Genomic DNA, 17,842 nt, shown 5'->3' with positions numbered 1-17,842 from the left:
TCCTTTGGGCCGGCCGGGCTGCAAAAGCCCGGTGCGGTGCGGTCGACCGCCTGGCCAAGTGCGGCGTCAACCCGGCACCCGGCCCGAATCCAGTTGTTGCCTCAGTCCGTGAGCGCCGCGATGCTTTGGTCGACCACCACGACGTCGGAAGGCCAAGGCGTGTCGACGCCGCGAACCTTCTGGTAGGTATCGGCCCCTTTGCCGCCGACCACCAGCACGGCGCCGTCCGGATTGGCGGCCAGCGCTTCTTCGATTGCGGTGCGGCGATCGAGCACCTTGTGAACCGTCACGCGGTCGTGGTCGATGCCGGCGTCGATCTGATCGACGATGGCGGCCGGATCCTCGAAGCCGGGATCATCGGTGGTCAGATACACCGTCGCCACGCTTTCGTTGATCACCTGCGCGAAGTCGGCGCGACGCGAGACGCCCTTGTCGCCGGGAGCCCCGAGCACTAGGTTAATCGGGGCCTTCGGGTACTCCTTGTTGATGAAGTGGAACAAGGCGGCGAGGCTACCGTAGTTGTGGGCAAAATCGATGAAGACTGTCCCGTGGCCAGCGACCTGGCGGAACTCCATGCGGCCCGGGATCATCACGTTGGCGACGCCCGGCACCGCGTTAGTCGCGTCGACGCCGGCCAGGCCGGCGGCGATGGCGGCGGCCGTCGCATTGCTTTCGTTAAAGTCACCGATCAGCCGCAGCCCGTAAGTGTTGCCGAGGTTCAGGGCGGCCGCCTTGTCGGTCACCGGCACCAACTTGAAGCGGCTTTCGGAGGTGTCGGCCTCCAGGTTCTCGAAGCGAAAATCGATGTCAAGCTTCGGGTCGGCCGGCTTGAACTCGGCGCTGGCGTAAAGGTAGATGCTGTCTGGGTTGGTGGTGGTGGTCGCCGCCGCGTAGACCGCGTCGAAGTGCTCGGTCTCCGCGTTCAGCACCACCTTGCGGGAGTTGACCAGCAGCTGCAGCTTGTTGTGCAGGTAGTTGGCAAAGTCCGGGTGCTCGTTGGGGCCGATGTGATCCGGCGTGATGTTCAAGAACACGCCGACGTCGTAGGTCAGCCCGAACACCCGGCTCTTCAGGTAGGCCTGGCTTGAGACCTCCATCACCATGTGGGTCATGCCGTTGTCGACCGCCTCGCGCATGTCGCGGAACAAGTCGATGGACTCGGGCGTCGTCAGGTGCGATTTTTGCCGCTGGTCCGGGCTGGGGCCCAGCACCCGCTCGATGGTCGACGACAGGGCGACGCGCTTGGGATGCGCCTGCTCGAGGATGCCGCGGGTGAAGTAGGCGCCGGTGGTCTTGCCCTTGGTGCCGGTGAAGGCGATCACGAACAGATCGTCTTGGGGAAAATCAAAGAACGCCGCCGCCAGAATCGCCATCGCCTTCTCGACGTTGACGACGATCAGCGCGTTCATGCCGTTGCCCTCGACGTAAGGCTTCTCGGCCACGTAGGTCGTCGCCCCGTTGTCTCGCGCCATCGACAGGTAGATCGGCCGGAAATGCGCCCCCTTGCAGAAAAACAGTGTGGGGCCGGAGACCTTGCGCGAGTCGAGGCTGATCCCCGTCATCTCAACGCCGATTGAGTTTTGAACCGCGCTGCTTTTCAGCAGGTGGTGCTCCTTGAGTAGCAAAATGCATGCGTTCAACGATAATGACATTGTCTTTCCTCGTTTCGATCCAGTCTAGTTGCTCTATTATAACATGGAATCGGCCACCCGCGTGATGACCACCGGGTAGACCCCGGCCGGCGCGGCCACCGTCACGCGGTCGCCGACGCGGTGGTGCAGCAGCGCCTGGCCCAAAGGCGAGTCGCTGGCGAGGTTTTCAGGTGCCATGCTGGCCTCATGCCGCCCGACCAGCCGGTAGGTCGCAAGGTCCTCGGGGGCCGTCACTGCCAGCACCGCGGCGACGCGAGCGGCGGCTTCGGCGGCGGCAGTGGAAGCCGCATCGGCACCGGCGGCGGCCTTGGCCGAAGCGGCGGTGGTCGCGTTCGCGTCGTCTGCCGCGGTGGTCGTCACATCCCCGCCGGTGGTCGCGCCGGCACCGCGGCCTTGGTCCGCTTCCACGAAGGCGACGGTCACCACCTTACCGATTGCGACCGCATCCCCGGCCGGCGTTGCGACGACCTGGGCGTAGCGAATCAGCTTGTCCAGGTAGCGCAGCCGGCTTTCCAGGTGGCGTAGGTCGCGCTTGGCCGCGCTGTAATCCGCGTTTTCGGACAGGTCACCCAGGGCCCGGGCCGCCTGCAAAACCGCGATGCGGTGCGGCCGCTGCTGTTGCAGGGCCGCGACCTCCGCGTGAAGCTTCGCCAATCCTTCTGCCGTGATGTCGTAGAATTCCATTGTGCCACCCCCGCCTTCACTATAACGCACCGGGGCCGCACCTGACGAGTGCGGCCCCGAGCTTGTATAATTAAGTTAATGTAAGGAGGCGTCCTAATGAACAACGTTGTGACCATTCACCTCGATCCGGAGACCCAGGCCCAAGTCGACCGCTACCTGGCGCTGCACGGCGTCTCTTTGAACGTCTTCGCCGCCTGGGCGATGCGCCAGGCAATTGAGGCGGCCGAATCCAGCGACCCCGGGAACCGGGACCATTGTAAGCGCCGGGGCGACCGCGAGAGCCAGGGCGACGGCGCCACCGGCCCGACCACCGCTCACCCGAACGCGACCGCCGCGGATCACGCGGCGCTTGAGGCGGCCCAGCGCGAGGCCGCGGCCGCCCGGGCGGCCTTGGACAGCGCGGCCACCGCGCTAGCCCAGGTTCGGGCGCAGTACGGCGTGTAGAACGGCGACCGCAGCGCAACCACGGCCGCCCTTACACGCGGACCGCATCCGCCAGCGACCGCTACTCCCGCTTCGCCCAGTCGTAGGGCTGAACGGCGGCCTCGAGCGGCGCGTTTTTGTGCTGGGCGTAAAGATAGTTGAAGTCCAGCTTCAGCAACCACTGGGCGCTCAACCCGGTTGCCGCTTCAATCTGCCGAGCCACGGGCGCCGACATGAAGGCCTTGCGATTGAGGATGAAGGACAGCTGCTTTTGTGAGATGGCGATGTGCTGGGCAAAATCCGTCTGGGTCAGGTGATGAAACGCCATCAACGCCCTTAGCGCATCGGCGGCTGAGGTGCTGGCGACAATGGGTGCAGCGACCCCCTTGTTAAAATCATAATCCTGCATGAGACCCTCCTAATGGTAATCCTCGATTCCAACAATCAGGACCTTCGTCGTCTCGGCATCGTCAGTTGTTCGGCTGCCATAATCATTGGCACCGGCGAAAATGAGCCGCCAATTCGCAGTCACATCTACCGCCCAAAGTCCTGCCCGATCTCCGAGCAAGCCATGAAGTCGTGCCGGCGGAAAGCGCGAAATCTCTCGCAAAGTCGCGGCGGCCGCTAACTCATCCAACCGTTCTGCCAAGCGATTGGCCCTTACCCAGCCAAAAGCACGAACGCGTTGCCGCTGCTCACGCAGCTGCCGACCGAGCTTTCTACTCACAAACCTGATTTCCATTTTTGATCACCTCATCTTACCACAGAGGAATATTCCCGTCTAGTAAACGGCAAAGGTCGAACCTCGCTATAATGAGATTACCGAAAAGCGGCTGCATCACCCACTACCAACCCAAAAAGCGGCCGGCCCTCCCGCTTTCTGGGAAGGACCGGCCGCTTCGCGTGGTCCGTTAGAACAGGTTGGAGAAGAACTCGCCGATGCCGCGGAACAGCAGGACGAAGAAGTTGGCCTTCTCCGCCGCCTTGGCGGTTTGGACGGTGACCTTGACGCCGGTTTGGCCGCTCAGGTAGCCTAGGTCGTCGCCCTTGGCCGCGATGTTGGCCGTCGCGACCGTGGTACCGTTGTTGACCGGGGCCTCAATGGTGTTGGCCTTCACCAGCTTCTTGACCTTGTAGTTGTAGGCGAGGTCCTTGGTCGTGGTACCGGTCGGGACCCAGATGCTGACGGTTTTGGTCGCCGCCAGCGGCACCGTCGCGGTTTTGCCCTTGTCGACCTTGACCGCGGCGTGGCCGGCCAGCGGCTGACCGGCGGTGGTGACCTTCATCAGCTTCCAGCTGCTCAGGGTGGCACGCATCAGCTTGGCCGTCTGGTCGAAGCGGCGGGTCTTGGCGGTGCCGTTGGCGTGGAGAACGACGGTGATGATGCGCATCCCGTTCTTTTCAACGGTGCCGGTGAAGCAGTCGCCGGCCTTGTCCGTCGTGCCGGTTTTGAGGCCGTCGACGGGCAGGTCCTTTTGCGCCGCGACCAGGCCCGGCAGCATCCAGTCGTAATTGTCCATCTTGGTCGCGTCGCTGGTGCCGGCGCGGAAGGTCGCGGTTTTAATCGTCGTGGTGTCGAGCACTTCGGGAAAATCAGCCAGCAGGTGCCGGGCGACCACGGCGACGTCCTTGGCGGTCATGGTGTTCTCGTCGTCTGCGCTGCTGCCGGGGTAGCGGTCGACGGTCAGCGAGCTGTTCGGCAGCCCGGTGGCGTTGACGATGTGGGCGTCTTTGATGCCCCATTTTTCCAGCTGGGCGGACATCAGGTCGACGAACTTGCTTTGACTGCCGGCCACCGCGTTGCCCAAAAGCATCATCGCGGCGTTGGCCGAGTAGACGAAGCTGGCCTGGTAAAGCTCCTTGACCGAGTACGTCCCGTCGACGCGCAACGGCACGTTGGACAGCGCCGTGTCCTGGGAGATTTTGTAAATCGCCTGGTCCGGCGCCACCTTGTCGCTCCAGCTGAGCTTGCCGGACTTGATTGCGTCAAGCACCAGGTACAAGGACAGCATCTTCGTCATCGACGCGATGGGCAGCTGCTTGTCGGCGTTCTTGGCGAAAAGGATCTTGCCGGTCTTCGCCTCGACGGCCAGCGCCGCTGAGGCATCGATGCTGACGGTGCTGGCCGCGGTTGCGGCCTGAACGCCGGCGACCGGCGCCACGCCGGCCCAAACGCTGAGGGTTGCGACCATTACAATGAGGCCGCGCCAAAATTTCTTCATGTCATAATCTCCTAAGCTAATTCGGTAAGTGCTGAACAATTCGGTGGGGCCGGCGAGTCGTGGGGCTGGCGGCCGCAGCCTCCGGGCCGCGGGGAGGCCGAGCTGCGCGGCCGGTCTCCGCACGGCTCCGACCTAAAATCAAAGCCCCCGTCGCCTGCGGCTCCTTTGGGGTCTTTGATTTTGCCGGGATTAGGTGGCGAGAGCCTGCACAACCCGCAGTCTCTCGTCGCCTAATCCTTTCGCGGCCCGGCCTCCCCGCGACCCTCCGGTTGCTCGATAGAACGTCGTCATCCCATTCCCATCGAGTGCAAGCCCGTTCGCCGCCACAGGCCAAGCAGCTTATGACAACGCAATCTGGCTCAATCTGCGTCATTATCAGGGGATAGAATCCCCAGGATCTACGAGACTTATCAAGGGTGAATCGTTTCCCACAATGTAGCGGCCACGCGGCTCGGTTGTAGCGCAGGGGCAGGGTGTAGGCGGTGAAAGTATCAGTTGTCCGTAAGACTCGCGGGTTTGGCGAGACTTACGCACAACTGATACCGGTAAAATCCAAGACGCGCATCCCCGCTGCCATGACCGGAATCGGATTCACGCGGCTTGGATTTTAGGCTGGAGCCCAACGGGCGGAAGCCGGCCGCACAGCGTACACCCTGGCCCGAAGCGGAAGCCGGGCCGCGTGGCCGCGGCCGCTCTCACGCTATCCGACCGGCTAACCCCGCGGCTTGCCACCCTCTCTTTTCAGCGTCTCCCCCACCTTCAGTGGCAGGTGGATGACGAAGCTGGTCAAAGCCGCGGTGGAGTCGGCGTAGATGTAGCCGCCGTGCAGGGCGATGATGCTCTGGGCGATGGCCAGGCCGAGGCCGGTGCCGCCGGTTTCCTGCGACCGCGACTCCTCGACACGGTAGAAGCGGTCGAAAAGCTGGTTCAAGGCGTCGTTGGGGATCGGTTGGCCGTCGTTGGAGACCTTGATCACCACCTCGGAGCCGACTTTTTGGGCGTCGAGGAAAATGTGCTTGCCGCCCTTGCCGTACTTCAAGGCGTTGACGATCAGGTTGTTGAACACGCGGCCGAGCTTTTCGGTGTCGGCCTCCATCATCAAGGGGTCGGGATCGCCCTTGACGACGATGGCCATGCCTTTTTTGGAGGACTCCATCTCGAAGCTCGCGGCCAGCTGCTCGAGCATCGCCAGCATGTCGAACTGGACGGTATTCAAAGGTGTGGTGGTCTGGCGAACCTTGGTGTATTCAAAAAGGTCCTCGACCAACACCTTCATCTGCTTGGCCTTGAGGTAAGCGGTGTGGGTGTATTTCAACAGTTCGTCTTGACTGCGGTACTGGTTGTCCTCGATCAACCCGAGGTAGCCGATGATCGAGGTCAAAGGCGTTCGGATGTCGTGGGAGACGTTGGTGATCAGCTCGTCTTTGCTCTGCTCAATTTTGCGTTCCTCGGCCATCGAGTTGACGGTCGAGTCGACCAGCGCGTTGATGCTGTTGATCACCTTTTGCAGGTCGGTGTTGACGGCCAGGCGAACGCGGTGGTCCAGGTGGCCGTCGGCGATGTAGTGCAGCTCGCGGATGACGTGGCGCATCTGCATCTGCCGGTAGCGGCGAATCAGGCGCCAGTAGATGACGGCGAGGTCGAGCAGTGCCATGGCGATGCCGAAGACGTTGCGCCAGCTCCACAGGTGAGCCCGGTTGGCGCCGAAGGTCAGCACCTGCTTGACGCTCCAGATGGAGTCTTGCAGGTTCTGATTGGCCGCGATCATCTGCTTGAGCAGCACGAAAATCGCGAAGTTCAGCATCAGCAAAAGCACCAGGGTGACCAGGCCCTCGAACCACAGCTCGGATTTCTCCTTGCCGGTCAAGTGTACCTTTTCACCCATTACGCTTCGACCTTGTAGCCGACGCCCCAGACGGTTTCGATCACCTTCTCGCCGCCGGTCGCCTCCTCAATTTTGTCGCGCAGGTGCGAGACGTGGACCATCACCGTTTTGGCGGAGACGATCGACTCTTGCTGCCAAACCCGCTCGAAGATCTCGTCGGCGGAAAAAACGCGGTTGGGGTGTGAGGCCAGCAGGTACAAAATGCCGAACTCAAGCGCCGTCAGCTGAATCTGCTTGCCGGTCAGCGTGGTGACCTCGTGGCTATCCTTCTTGATGGTCAGCGGCCCGACCTCCAGCTCGTCGGGCTCGGGGTTGGTCACGTTGTTTTGGCTGCGGCGCAGCAGGCTTTTGACCCGAGCCATCACCTCCAGCGGGTTGAACGGCTTGGTCACGTAATCATCCGCGCCGGTGATCAGCCCCTGAATCTTGTCCATGTCGCCGGTCTTGGCCGACACGATGATGATCGGGATCTGCGAGTCCTTGCGAACCTGCCGCACCACGTCGATGCCCGACATGTTGGGCATCATGATGTCGAGAATCATCAGCGCGATGTCGGGGTTGGTCGCCAGGCGGGTGATCGCCTCCTTGCCGCTGTAAGCCAGAATTGGTTCGTAGCCTTCGTTTTTCACGTAAATGCTGAGTAGTTCCACGATTTCTTTGTCGTCGTCGACAATCAGGATTTTCATACCATTCGCTCCCTTTTCACGGGTAATCACGTCGCATACATTGTACCAAACCTCACCGCCCAGCGCTTGCCGGCCGGCGCAACGACTGGAAAAACTTAATCAGTGGGCGGTCAGGTTTGCAACGCGCGGTCGCCCCCCAAAGCAAGCCAAAAAAGCGCGAGGCCGCTGCTTCACAGCGGTTCGCGCCACCTTCGCTCAAGGTCACACCAACTTCTCATGCCCCTCACCTAGGCAAAACGTCCCAGTCCTTGGTACAATTCACCGGCAGACAGAGTGATATGAGCGGTGGTCCCCATTTTCGAAAGAGGGTGATGCCCATGACGCTGAGGCGGATTGGTGGTCGGATTCTGGTAGAAAGGAGGACTTTGCAAACTCGTGATTTGGGTCATTGCCCAGATTGTGGCTTTTCTCGCAGAGGTCGAGCTGTTGTGCGTCGTGGTGACACGCGTTCTCAACCGCCTGACCACGGTGGTCATCGCGGCCACCGCGCTGAGAAAAGCACTCGGAGAATTCCGAAAATGAGCAAGCTAAAAGCCGCCCACAGTAACTTTTCCCGAGTGCTAGTGGCGGCTTCTTAGCTTCTGAACTTGGGCCACCGCTCTTAACGCGGTAGTCTGCAAGGCGGCACCCTGGCAGGGGTGCCGTTTTTTGCTGGCTTCAGTATAACATGGCCGATTCGCGGCGGTAAAGCCGCGTCACACCAACTTCTCATGCCCCTCACCTAGGCAAAACGCGCCGGTCCTTGGTACAATGCATCCGCAGACAAAGTGATATGAGCGGTGGTCCCCACTTCCGAAAGAGGGTGATGCCAATGACGCTGAGGCGTGTTGGTTATCGGATTCTGGTAGAAAGGAGGACTTTGCAAACTCGTGATTTGGGTCATTGCCCAGATTGTGGCTTTTCTCGCAGAGGTCGAGCTGTTGTGCGTCGTGGTGACACGCGTTCTCAACCGCCTGACCCAAGTGGTCATTGCGGCCACCGCGCTGAGAAAGGCACTCGGAGAATTCCGAAAATGAGCAAGCTAAAAGCCGCGCAGATAACTTTGCACAGGTTAAACGCGGCTTTCTAGCTTCCGATAACTTGGGCCACCGCTCTTAACGCGGTAGTCTGCAAGGCGGCACCCTGGCAGGGGTGCCGTTTTTTGCTGGCTTTAGTATAGCATGACCGATTCGCGGCGGTAAAGCCGCGTCACACCAACTTCTCATGCCCCTCACCTAGGCAAAACGCGCCAGCTCTTGGTACAATGCCCAGGCAGACAAAGTGATATGAGCGGTGGTCCCCACTTTTGAAAGAGGGTGATGCCCATGACGCCGAGGCGGATTGGATGTCGGATTCTGATAGAAAGGAGGACTTGGCAAACTCGTGATCCCGTCTATGACGGAGATCGTGGTGTTCCTCGGTGGTTCGACGCTTGCGACCTATGCGTTACGCAAACAGGTCGCCAGCCTGAACCGGCTGATGGCGGAGGTCGAGCAATCGATCGAAGCCATCGGCCGCCTGGTCGTTGCGATTCAGGCGCTGAGGGCAATCATCAAAAAATGAGCAAGCTAAAAGCCGCCCACATAACTTTTTGACCGAAGTTTCGGCGGCTTCTTAGCTTCTGAACTTGGGCCACCGCTCTTAGCGCGGTAGTCTGCAAGGCGGCACCCTGGCAGGGGTGCCGTTTTTTGCTGGCTTTAGTATAGCATGACCGATTCAGTACAGTAAAGCGGCGCCATAGTAATAGAACTCTCCGTTGATTTACTTCTATTGCTCACTTGTATCAATGTCTGGCAACGTTACGTTCATAGAATCAAATTGTTCAAAACTATAGGTGTTGGAATCCTCTTGAGTAACCCGATAAAGATCGCCAGTATCAGGATCATAACCATACAACTCAGAGGTTCCGTCAGCAAAAGTAGTATCATCTGTCAAGTGATCTTTATATAATTGCCAGATTTTAAAACCATTTTGGAGCGTAGTTTTAATTTTATTAGTATAACCATACCGAGGATAATCAACTTTCCGTTTATTAAAAATTCGTTGCTGAAAGTCACTCCAAACTATCCTTGTGAATTTATCTATTTTTTGACTGTCATTGAGATTACTATAATCTTCTTTTGAGTGGGGCCAATCATGTTCAGTCATACTATCCCGTGGCTGACTACTTGATTCATTAGCTTCTAAATCATCTGTGGTTTCATCGGCATCAGCTATGTCCCTCGCTTCATCATCTAGATCGTGAGGATCACGGTATAAGAGCCCCTTTCTCTTCATTTCACTTGACTTCACATAATGAAAAGAATTGATGGTATCCTTATTATTCGATATTGGTGTGAGTTTTCCTTCGTGTTTAAAATTAGTTCTCACTTCGAATGATTTTTCTTCAATGGGATATTCCTCATACTTGCTATATCTTAAACTGTAGCCAGTTACCAAGTCGGTCCCTTGATATAAATTCGATTTCGCCCCAAAAGTTAATTTCATTCTGTTGTTTCGCGCGTTGTACTCATAAGCACCATTTGCGAGTGCATATTCACCGTTGTTTTGTTTAGAATTCATCGAAATAACAAAGCCAATATTATTGAAAGCAATTTGCCAAGTTCTTCCACTTCTGTTGAGCTCATAAATACCTTTTTTCAGCTTTGCATAAGTACCCTTATAATTCTTCAAAAGTTTTTCTCGTTCAGACTTCATGTTCAAGAGTTTGGTAGATGCCGGATGTAATTTGATTGATCCTAACATAACCTTGCCAGATTCAACACTCACCGGTAAATAATCCCTAGCATCGGCTTTATTAATCTTCTGAACCCGTCCTACTTGGTACGGTGTGCCGTTCTCGAAATTCTGTTTGTCAAAGAACTTTGCTTTAAAACCTCTATTAGGGTTAAGCCGATATTTTCCTTTTCCACCAGTGTAGGTACCCTCCTCAAAGCTGAAACTTGTTCCGTTGCTAAACTGCCTCATCACATATGTTCCATCGCGTTTGAAGCTAAAGGTCAACTTGGCATCCGCCCATTGTCCATCAGCTTGTATTCCCTTTCCTTCAAATGACTCAGAAGTAGACAAGGTACTTTTAGCGGTACAGCCACATAGAAAGATACAAGCGATTAATATTCCCGTCTCGAAATACCTTTTCAGTATGTGATTCATATTTTCCTCCGTCAATTGCCGGCGTCACTCGCTGTAGTCAACCCCGGTCGGCTTGAACTGATTATCCACGCCGGCATACTCGAGCTCACCACTCGCATTCACGCGATAGACGTACTGCAACTGCTGAACCGTGTGAATCTCGTTCCACTCGTAGACGGCCACGGTGGCAAAACCATCGGTGAAACCGGGTTCCAACCCGATCTGGTTGGAGTCGTTGACCGCCGACTCGTCGACTCCACGTGCAACTAGGGCCAGCTTGACCCAGTGGAGCAGCTGCGCCTGCGTCAGGTTGTGGACATCGACCGCGCTGTCATCGGCGGATGAGGCGGATGCTGAAGAGGAACTTTCAGCGGTCGCCGTGTCGGCGGCCTTGACCGTGAGCTGCTTCACCAGCTTGGCCAGGTCCTTGCTCTTGAACTGCTTTTGCCACGCGGCGGCCAGGTCAACGTGAACTCCTTTTTGCTTCATGTAGGCATACGGCACCGCAACCTGAGACGCCACCATGTAAGCGTGATCGCCCACAATGGTGATGGTCGGCGTCTTGCCCTCAAAGCTGAGGCTCAGGTCGTAGGCGTGGCTGCCGGCTGGCACGTCAGGACCCAGGCCGGTGCTTGGGGTGGCCGTCACCTTGTCTCCGGATTCCAGCAACTGCTGGCCGCTCATCGCCTGTTTCTCCGCTCCCGGCGCCAGCAAAACCAGCGCCAGCTTCTCCGCGACCGTCGCGGCTCGCGGTGGCTTGGCCGCGGCGGCCCGGCTGGCACTGGCCGCCGCCTGGGCCTTGGCCTTGGATGCGGCCTGGGCCTTAGCCTTAGCCCGGCTGCTGACCCGAGCGGCGCTGAGGCTGGACGCGCGAGCCGCCGAGCTGGCCACCTGGTTGTGGTGCCAGAAAAGCCCCAGCGCCACGCCCAAAATCACCACCACCGCCGCCACGCCGATACCGATCAGCGCCGGTCGCGGCAACCCGCGGTGCTGCTTGGCTGAGCGGCTGACCGCAACTGGGGCGTCCTGCGCTGCAGCTGCGAAAGCAGTGGTGGCATTGGCGGTGCTACCAGCATCGGCGGTATTAGCGGCGCCAGTCGCGGCTGCGGAATCCTCGCCGACCGCGGCGTCAGCGGTGGCCGACGTTGCATCAGCGATGGCCTGATTCGACTGCTCAGGCAGCGCCTGATTGACCGCATCACCAGGCGTTTCGGTCTCGGGCTCGGGCTTGGCGCCGGTCGCCGTCTTGGCCGCCGTCTTGGTCTCGGTCTCGGGCTTGGCCGCGGTCGCCACGTTGCCCTGCAGCGCGGCCCATTCGGCCAGCAAGTCCAGGTCAAAGTCCGTGGCCTTGCCTTGTTGATACTCCGCCACGCTGGGCTCACGTCCCATCGTCGCCTCGAATCGCTTCACCCATTTTTCGTTCGGTGCCATTTTTTCCTCCATCTAAAAACCGTTGTTACTCATCATCGTCGACTGAGTCGTTCGCCTCACTGTTCAGGTATTCTTCGCTCATGCCGGGATCGCCAACGCCCTCGTCGTTGTGCATCGTCATGAGTGAGGTCAGCGCCCTGAGGTCGTGGCTCTGCCACAGACGTTGCCACTGCGCGTTCAGGTCAATGCGCATGCTATTGGCCACCAGCCAGCGATAGGTGTGAGTCTCCTCAGTCGCGTACAGATAGGCCGTGTTGCCATTGATCATCACGATGGCCGGAGCGTCGTCGGCTCTGGACGTGGTCTCCGAGAAGCGGTAAGTAAAAACACCCTCCGGAACGACACCAACAAAGTTATCCGCGTAATACACTTCCTCGGTCTGCCAGTCGTCAACGAGCGATCGACCGCTCGGTGAGTAGGCATCGGCCCCGGGCGTCAGCAGCACCAAGGCCAGCTGCTGAAGCGTGGTCGGCGCGGTCGTCGGCTTGGCCGCGGCTGCGGCCTTGCTGCTGGCCGCTGCCTTACTGCTCGCGGCTGCCTTACTACTGGCTGCCGCCTTGCTGCTCGCGACTGCCTTACTGCTGGCTGCCGCCTTACTGCTGGCCGCTGCCTTACTGCTCGCCGCCGCCTTGCTGCTGGCCGCCGCCTTGCTGCTGCTCGCAGCCTTGTTGCTGGCTCGAATGCTGGCGACCACGAGCTTGCTGGAGCTTGCGGCCGCGGCCTGCTTTTGGCCGTTGAGGTGCAGCCAGACCAGACCCATGGCGACGCCCAGAATCACCACGAAGCTGACGATGCTGCCGACGATCACCGTTCGCCGCGACCAGTGGCGGCGGTGCCTGCCGCCGTTGCCATCGGACCGCGGCGGCGTGGCGGTCGCCGCGGCCGCAGTCGTATTCTCGCTCGTGGTCGGGGCCGTTTGGTCGGCTTCAGCGGTTTGGTCTACTGCGGTCACGGCCGCAGCCGGGGCAATCTCCGGCAGCTTGCTCAGGTCGAACCCGCTCGCCTTGCCGGCCTGGTACTCCGCAATGGTCGGGTTGCGCCCGGTCAGCTCACCGAATCGCTTCACCCATTCCTCATTTGGTGTCATTGTGCGTCCTCACTCCCGATTGAATTTGCCGTAGTAATTTAGGTCTTTTGATTCGAGCACGTAAGTATCCTTGCTGTACAGGTAGAAATAGACCGGCGCGGTCTTGCCACTCCCCATGTCCCGCACCGTTGCGCCGAAAACATTGGCCCCTTCAAGTTTAAAATAGAAGGTCAACGTGCTCAGATCCAGCTCGTGCAGCGGGGCCCCGTCGTTGGGAAAATGCGCCTCCCACATCGGCTTGCCGTCCTGCTCAAAAAAGCTCGTGATCTGCGCCTGTCCGGTAACCGTCGAGGCGTCCTCCTTGAACGTCCCATCCATCTGCTGCCAGGCGGTAGCCGGATCGGTGCTGATGCCATCGCCGCCTTTTTCACCGGTGTCGTCCGTTTCACTGTCGTCATCGCTGGCAGCTTCATCCGCGTCGCTATCGTCGTCGCTGGCCGTGGTGTCCGAGGCCACCAGCTTGATCAGGCCGGTCAGCTTCTTCAGCGTTTGGTCCTGCCACAGTTTCTGCCAGGCCTTGGTCAGGTCGACGCGCAGGCCGTACTTTTTCATTGAGGCGAACGTCACCGGATCCTCCGACTTGTTCAGGTAACCCGTGTTGCCGTAGAGCATGACGAACGCCTGCCCACCCTCATCGTCAAGCGTCTGCGACAGGACGTACACCTGCGAATCGGCCGGGGCGTCCGAAACGCCGATGTCGGTGCGGGTCGCCTCCTCCATGTCGTCACCGACCGCGATGGCCTGGCCCGTGGGTGAATAGTCGCTGGCGCCGTGCGTTAGCAAAATCAGCGCGATTTTCTCTTCGGTTGTGGGTAGCGCGGTCGGCTTCGCCTGCTTGCCGCTCGCCTTGGCGGCCGACTTGGGCTTGGCCACCTTGGCCTTCTTGGCCGGCACCGGCAGTTCGGGGCTGCCGTCCATGGCAGCGGCCGCCAAGGCGAGGCCGAGGCCGATCACCGTCACCCCGACCAGCGCGATGATCAGCACCAGCCAGGGCCGCTGCCACCACTTGCGCGGCGGTCGGCGCCGCGACGTTGCCGCCTCCGCCCGGCCGGCCGCCGGGGTCACCGGGGCGGTCGGCTGCTCAGGCGCTTGGGCGGCTGATTGCTCGGCCGCCTGGTTCGCCGGCTGCTCGGCCGCCTGGTTCGCCTCGCCGGCGGCGGTGTCCAACCCCGTCAGATCAAAACCCGTCGCCTTGGCCGCCTGGTACTCGGCCACGGTCGGCTCACGCCCGTTTTGCGCGGTGAAGCGCTTGACCCATTCCTCGTTTGGTGCCATGGTTCCCTCCTGAATGACGGAAGGCGCCGGCCTGAACCGACGCCTTCCGCTTGTCTATCGTAAAACGATCCGCAACACGATCAACACCCCGACCACCACGGCGATTTTGGCCGTCAGCGACAGGTTCGTGAACCAGTTGCCGGTCGGCGCCGGCTGGCGGTAGCTCGCCTTGCGCGGCGCTTTCAGCCGAGTACCACAGCTGGGACAAACCGTGGCGGTGGCCTTCACGTAACGCTTACACCGCGGATTCGGACACCGCGTCTGCTACCCGTGTGGTGTGTAGGACGTTGGTAATTTTGTTGGCATGATGGCTTCTCCTTCCGCCGCTTAGCCCAGGCGGAAGTGCCACTGCTCATCGGCCTGCACAATGTGCTTGAGGTTTTGGACCTCTTCCTTCGGCCGGCGGGTCGGGTGGCCGGCGTAGCCCTGCTGGGTCAGGCCGACGGTGTACCAGGCATCCCCCAAGGTGTTGGTCTTGATGTAATTCATCAGGTCCACGTAGGCCTTGGAGTTGACGCCGTCTTGAATGTTGCCCGTCGCAACCAGGAAGTGAAAATGTCCCGCCTCACGAATCTGCTTGGCGATGCTCTTTTAGTTGGCCAGCAGCCGCTGCGCAATCTGGCTGGCATGGGCCTTGAGGTTCTCGCTCTTGGTCTCGACCACCGGCGTCGTGTTGACGATGATCACCTGCTTGTAGCGGTCGCCGAGGTTGGTCAGCAGCGTGTTCACCGTCATGTCGCTGTACGTCGCGTCGGCCACGCTGGGGTTCATCATCAGCACAAACAGCGTCAGCGGCTGCAGTGGATTGGGCGTGTCGATGACCAGGGCATAACGCTCTGTGGTCACGTTCGCCGGGATTGTGTGGGCCTTAAAGCCTTCTGGATAGTGGTAAACAGCCATGAATGATACCTCCAAAGATTTTTGTTCGGTGGCTGCCCCACGGCGCATAAAAAGACCGGCCGCACCGCTCCCAAGGGGGCGGTAATACGAGGATCACTCATCACGTTGCATATCTGCAGGTTTCTTGATAAGTGAAACATCTCGAAGCGATCGGCCGATCTTTTTTCGAAATATTCAGACACTGATACTGTTATTTAACAATACAAACCAGGCGCTGTCAATGCTTACAGCGACGCCGCGGCGAAGTCGGCGGCGGTGAGCCAGTCCTGGGCGATGGCGTATTGCGAGAAGGACGCGAAGTAACCGGTCGGGTAGATGACTTTGGTCGTGTTAATCACCGCGGCCAGTGCGGCCTTGTTCGCCGGCGTCTTATCCTGCACGTAATCGTACAACCGCGCCATCACGTGGTAATTGTAGGCGCCAATCGGGTTGTCGGGCATGGTCGCAAGCACCGTCGCCATCATGTCAAGCGTCTGCTTCATGATGTCAAACTCGGCGGAAAGCGCTGCGGAATTGGCCACCGTACCGCCGAATGCCAGCAGCCGCTGCTTCACGCGCAGCGTGGCCTCGCCCGGCCTGTCCATCACGCTGTCGTAGAGTGGCTTCATCCAGGTGACGCTGACGGCGGCCGGCGTGAACTCAATGGCCGCCTCAATTAAGACGCCCTCGGCGCTGCCGTACGAGGTGAGCCCCGCCGTGTAGTCGCTGATCAGCTTCGTGATGCGGGGGCTGAGTTGCTGGCGCTGCTCGTCGTGGAGGCGAATCAGCTCATCCAGCACCGCGACCACGAACCGCGTGTAGGGTGTGTCGTTGCCCGACTCGCGCTGGGCCGCAAACGACTCGCGCAACCCGCTGACGGCGGCGCGGTCCCAGGTTTCCGGGGCGATCGCCGCCCAGGCATGATCGTGGACATCCGCGACAAAGTGCCGAATGGTGAGGTCGCCAAAGTCCACCCCCAGAGGCGTCAGCGCATCGCCGATAATGTCGCTGGTCACCTCGATCTGGTTATTCTCCCACCGCGACACCGACGCCGGTGAGCGAACCCCCGCCACCGCCGTCAGCGGCACGTGCCGGGCCTCGCGAATTTGCTTGAAAAAATCCCCCATCGTCGTCACAGGAACACCCCCTTCACCTCGCCGTTGGCGGCGGCCAGCAGGCGTCGCAGGTACCCCTCGACCTGAGGCAACTGCAGGGTCGTGGTCGCCGCGAACACATCCGCCAATGGCGCAGCGTCTTCAGTTCCATCAAGCTGTCCTTGCAGGAGTTGCCGAACTGCATTGAACACCAAGGAGTCTTGGAAGTTGTAACCCTGCACCCACAGCGTTTGAAATTCGCGGCAGTAATCTGGAAACTGGGCCACTGACCCTCTCACAATCAAAACAATACCGAACTGCAACATCACATCGTTGGCGTAATGGCGGTAGCCAGGCGCCGTGTCCAGGCTTCGTTGGTGAAAGAGTCGATAGCATCGCGCCAACCTATCGTCGTCTAAGTAACCCATTACAAGCCGCAAAAGCAGGTAGTCGTACATCAGCCAGTCCGAGTTTGCCAGCAGCGTCTGCTCAATTGCCACCTGAATGGGCTCAGACAGCAAGCTCATCCGCCGTGCCTCGCTCACTGACTTGATGTAGTCGAACACCTGACGATTGAGGGCCGCAATCGGTCCAGTAGCCGATTCAGTAGCCGCTAGGTATTGTTCGACAATGGCGGCCACCTCTGTCGAGTCGGCCGCATACCGCACCGCCATCAGCGCGTCTGCCGCCGATGTGAACGGCGCATTGAAGCGCGGAAAATCGTTCGCCAAGTCAGTGTACTGAAGTCCCATCCGCCGCATTGCCTCGGTAATCAGCTGAACGGAGACCTTGTTGCCGTGCTTGAGGAACCGCGACAGCGTCGTCTCTCGTCCCGGTGCCAGGTCGGCAATCCTGATGTGCCGTGCCTTGCGGTAATCGCTGATGTACTGCCCGAAAGCCTTCTGAAAGTCACCCATGCCCTTGCCTCCCAACACACTTAATTGCAATATGATTATGCTGTGATTAGAATTTGATAAAAAATGAGAATGTGATGCATGACTGGTTTTAAGTAGGCCGTGATACAGAACGAGAACGCTGTTATGCGGATAGAAGACCTACAGATACGAGAAATGTCATCTTATACTAGATTTCCAGCATTTGATGCCTTCTATATCCGACTATATAATGGTTCTTGTAGGTTGAGTTAACCAATCTGCATGAACGTCAGCCCCGGTGTAACACGCGCATCCGGACTGGCCAATCCAGTGGTTCCTTGCGACAACCGCTGGCGACCTGCACGAGACGGCGTCGTGACCCGTCAAGTACACCAGGCATCCGCTCGCAAACGTGATGCTGGTCTCCCACTCAAGGCAGCGAAAGCCAAGGTGGACTTGATTACAAGGAGGGGTAGCCATGTATGACTATCTCGCAAGCCAGCTGGGTCTAACCGGCCAGGGCTGGTAACCGTCGTTT

20 protein-coding genes are annotated in these 17,842 nt (G+C 59.3%); 5 read left to right on the top strand and 15 right to left on the bottom strand.

Going from position 1 to position 17,842, the window contains the following annotated elements; genetic code table 11:
* Positions 1-101: 101 nt before the first annotated feature.
* Positions 102-1,652, bottom strand: a complete 1,551-nt coding sequence (locus ACYVRZ_RS03495; protein WP_461224847.1) for a UDP-N-acetylmuramoyl-L-alanyl-D-glutamate--2,6-diaminopimelate ligase — start codon at positions 1,650-1,652, stop codon at positions 102-104.
* A gap of 36 nt (positions 1,653-1,688) precedes the next feature.
* Positions 1,689-2,336: a transcription elongation factor GreA gene (gene greA, locus ACYVRZ_RS03490; RefSeq protein WP_461224845.1), complete on the bottom strand. Its 648-nt coding sequence runs from the start codon at positions 2,334-2,336 to the stop codon at positions 1,689-1,691.
* A gap of 96 nt (positions 2,337-2,432) precedes the next feature.
* Between greA and ACYVRZ_RS03485 the strand changes: the two genes are divergently transcribed.
* Complete coding sequence (locus ACYVRZ_RS03485) at positions 2,433-2,780, top strand: hypothetical protein (protein WP_461224844.1); 348 nt, start codon at positions 2,433-2,435, stop codon at positions 2,778-2,780.
* 61 nt (positions 2,781-2,841) lie between these two features.
* On the opposite strand, the gene ACYVRZ_RS03480 is transcribed toward ACYVRZ_RS03485, so the two are convergent.
* The 5 genes from ACYVRZ_RS03480 to croR form a co-directional block, all read right to left on the bottom strand.
* Complete coding sequence (locus tag ACYVRZ_RS03480; protein WP_461224842.1) at positions 2,842-3,168, bottom strand: helix-turn-helix transcriptional regulator; 327 nt, start codon at positions 3,166-3,168, stop codon at positions 2,842-2,844.
* A gap of 9 nt (positions 3,169-3,177) precedes the next feature.
* Positions 3,178-3,501 (bottom strand): type II toxin-antitoxin system RelE/ParE family toxin, encoded by a 324-nt coding sequence (locus tag ACYVRZ_RS03475; protein WP_461224840.1) that lies wholly within the window; start codon positions 3,499-3,501, stop codon positions 3,178-3,180.
* Positions 3,502-3,670: 169 nt separating this feature from the next.
* The gene (locus ACYVRZ_RS03470) at positions 3,671-4,981 is read right to left on the bottom strand and encodes a serine hydrolase (protein ID WP_461224838.1); all 1,311 of its coding nucleotides are present in this window, start codon (positions 4,979-4,981) and stop codon (positions 3,671-3,673) included.
* A 712-nt stretch (positions 4,982-5,693) separates the two neighbouring features.
* On the bottom strand, positions 5,694-6,866 hold the full coding sequence (locus ACYVRZ_RS03465; RefSeq protein ID WP_461224836.1) for a sensor histidine kinase: 1,173 nt from the start codon (positions 6,864-6,866) through the stop codon (positions 5,694-5,696).
* Complete coding sequence (gene croR, locus ACYVRZ_RS03460) at positions 6,866-7,552, bottom strand: response regulator transcription factor CroR (protein WP_225048406.1); 687 nt, start codon at positions 7,550-7,552, stop codon at positions 6,866-6,868. The genes ACYVRZ_RS03465 and croR overlap by 1 nt, the downstream gene beginning before the upstream one ends.
* A 375-nt stretch (positions 7,553-7,927) precedes the next feature.
* Here croR and ACYVRZ_RS03455 point away from each other — a divergent pair, with 375 nt between their 5' ends.
* From ACYVRZ_RS03455 to ACYVRZ_RS03445, 3 genes are all read left to right on the top strand, one after another.
* Positions 7,928-8,074, top strand: a complete 147-nt coding sequence (locus ACYVRZ_RS03455; protein ID WP_461224834.1) for a hypothetical protein — start codon at positions 7,928-7,930, stop codon at positions 8,072-8,074.
* Between the two features lie 347 nt (positions 8,075-8,421).
* Positions 8,422-8,568 (top strand): hypothetical protein, encoded by a 147-nt coding sequence (locus ACYVRZ_RS03450; protein WP_461224832.1) that lies wholly within the window; start codon positions 8,422-8,424, stop codon positions 8,566-8,568.
* A gap of 346 nt (positions 8,569-8,914) precedes the next feature.
* Positions 8,915-9,094: a hypothetical protein gene (locus ACYVRZ_RS03445; RefSeq protein WP_461224831.1), complete on the top strand. Its 180-nt coding sequence runs from the start codon at positions 8,915-8,917 to the stop codon at positions 9,092-9,094.
* A gap of 204 nt (positions 9,095-9,298) precedes the next feature.
* On the opposite strand, the gene ACYVRZ_RS03440 is transcribed toward ACYVRZ_RS03445, so the two are convergent.
* From ACYVRZ_RS03440 to ACYVRZ_RS03425, 4 genes are read right to left on the bottom strand one after another with little or no spacing between them, the layout of a single operon-like run.
* Positions 9,299-10,684, bottom strand: a complete 1,386-nt coding sequence (locus ACYVRZ_RS03440) for a hypothetical protein (protein WP_461224829.1) — start codon at positions 10,682-10,684, stop codon at positions 9,299-9,301.
* A 24-nt stretch (positions 10,685-10,708) separates the two neighbouring features.
* Positions 10,709-12,094: a hypothetical protein gene (locus tag ACYVRZ_RS03435; protein WP_461224827.1), complete on the bottom strand. Its 1,386-nt coding sequence runs from the start codon at positions 12,092-12,094 to the stop codon at positions 10,709-10,711.
* Positions 12,095-12,119: 25 nt separating this feature from the next.
* The gene (locus ACYVRZ_RS03430; protein WP_461224825.1) at positions 12,120-13,181 is read right to left on the bottom strand and encodes a hypothetical protein; all 1,062 of its coding nucleotides are present in this window, start codon (positions 13,179-13,181) and stop codon (positions 12,120-12,122) included.
* A 9-nt stretch (positions 13,182-13,190) separates the two neighbouring features.
* Positions 13,191-14,456 carry a hypothetical protein gene (locus ACYVRZ_RS03425; RefSeq protein ID WP_461224823.1) on the bottom strand — a complete coding sequence of 422 codons (1,266 nt, stop codon included), beginning with the start codon at positions 14,454-14,456 and terminating at the stop codon, positions 13,191-13,193.
* 13 nt (positions 14,457-14,469) lie between these two features.
* Here ACYVRZ_RS03425 and ACYVRZ_RS03420 point away from each other — a divergent pair, with 13 nt between their 5' ends.
* Complete coding sequence (locus tag ACYVRZ_RS03420) at positions 14,470-14,619, top strand: hypothetical protein (protein ID WP_461224821.1); 150 nt, start codon at positions 14,470-14,472, stop codon at positions 14,617-14,619.
* A gap of 164 nt (positions 14,620-14,783) precedes the next feature.
* On the opposite strand, the gene ACYVRZ_RS03415 is transcribed toward ACYVRZ_RS03420, so the two are convergent.
* The 4 genes from ACYVRZ_RS03415 to ACYVRZ_RS03400 form a co-directional block, all read right to left on the bottom strand.
* Positions 14,784-14,945, bottom strand: coding sequence for a hypothetical protein (locus ACYVRZ_RS03415; RefSeq protein WP_461224819.1), 162 nt, complete (start codon positions 14,943-14,945; stop codon positions 14,784-14,786).
* Positions 14,946-15,047: 102 nt separating this feature from the next.
* Positions 15,048-15,356, bottom strand: coding sequence for a DUF1643 domain-containing protein (locus tag ACYVRZ_RS03410; RefSeq protein ID WP_461224817.1), 309 nt, complete (start codon positions 15,354-15,356; stop codon positions 15,048-15,050).
* A gap of 224 nt (positions 15,357-15,580) precedes the next feature.
* Positions 15,581-16,471, bottom strand: a complete 891-nt coding sequence (locus tag ACYVRZ_RS03405; protein ID WP_461224815.1) for a helix-turn-helix domain-containing protein — start codon at positions 16,469-16,471, stop codon at positions 15,581-15,583.
* Positions 16,468-17,346, bottom strand: coding sequence for a hypothetical protein (locus ACYVRZ_RS03400; RefSeq protein WP_461224813.1), 879 nt, complete (start codon positions 17,344-17,346; stop codon positions 16,468-16,470). Before ACYVRZ_RS03400 ends, ACYVRZ_RS03405 begins: the two co-directional genes overlap by 4 nt.
* Between the last annotated feature and the right edge of the window lie 496 nt (positions 17,347-17,842).

The organism is Lacticaseibacillus suihuaensis (genome assembly GCF_054785075.1).
This window is presented reverse-complemented; position numbering and strand designations above follow the sequence as displayed.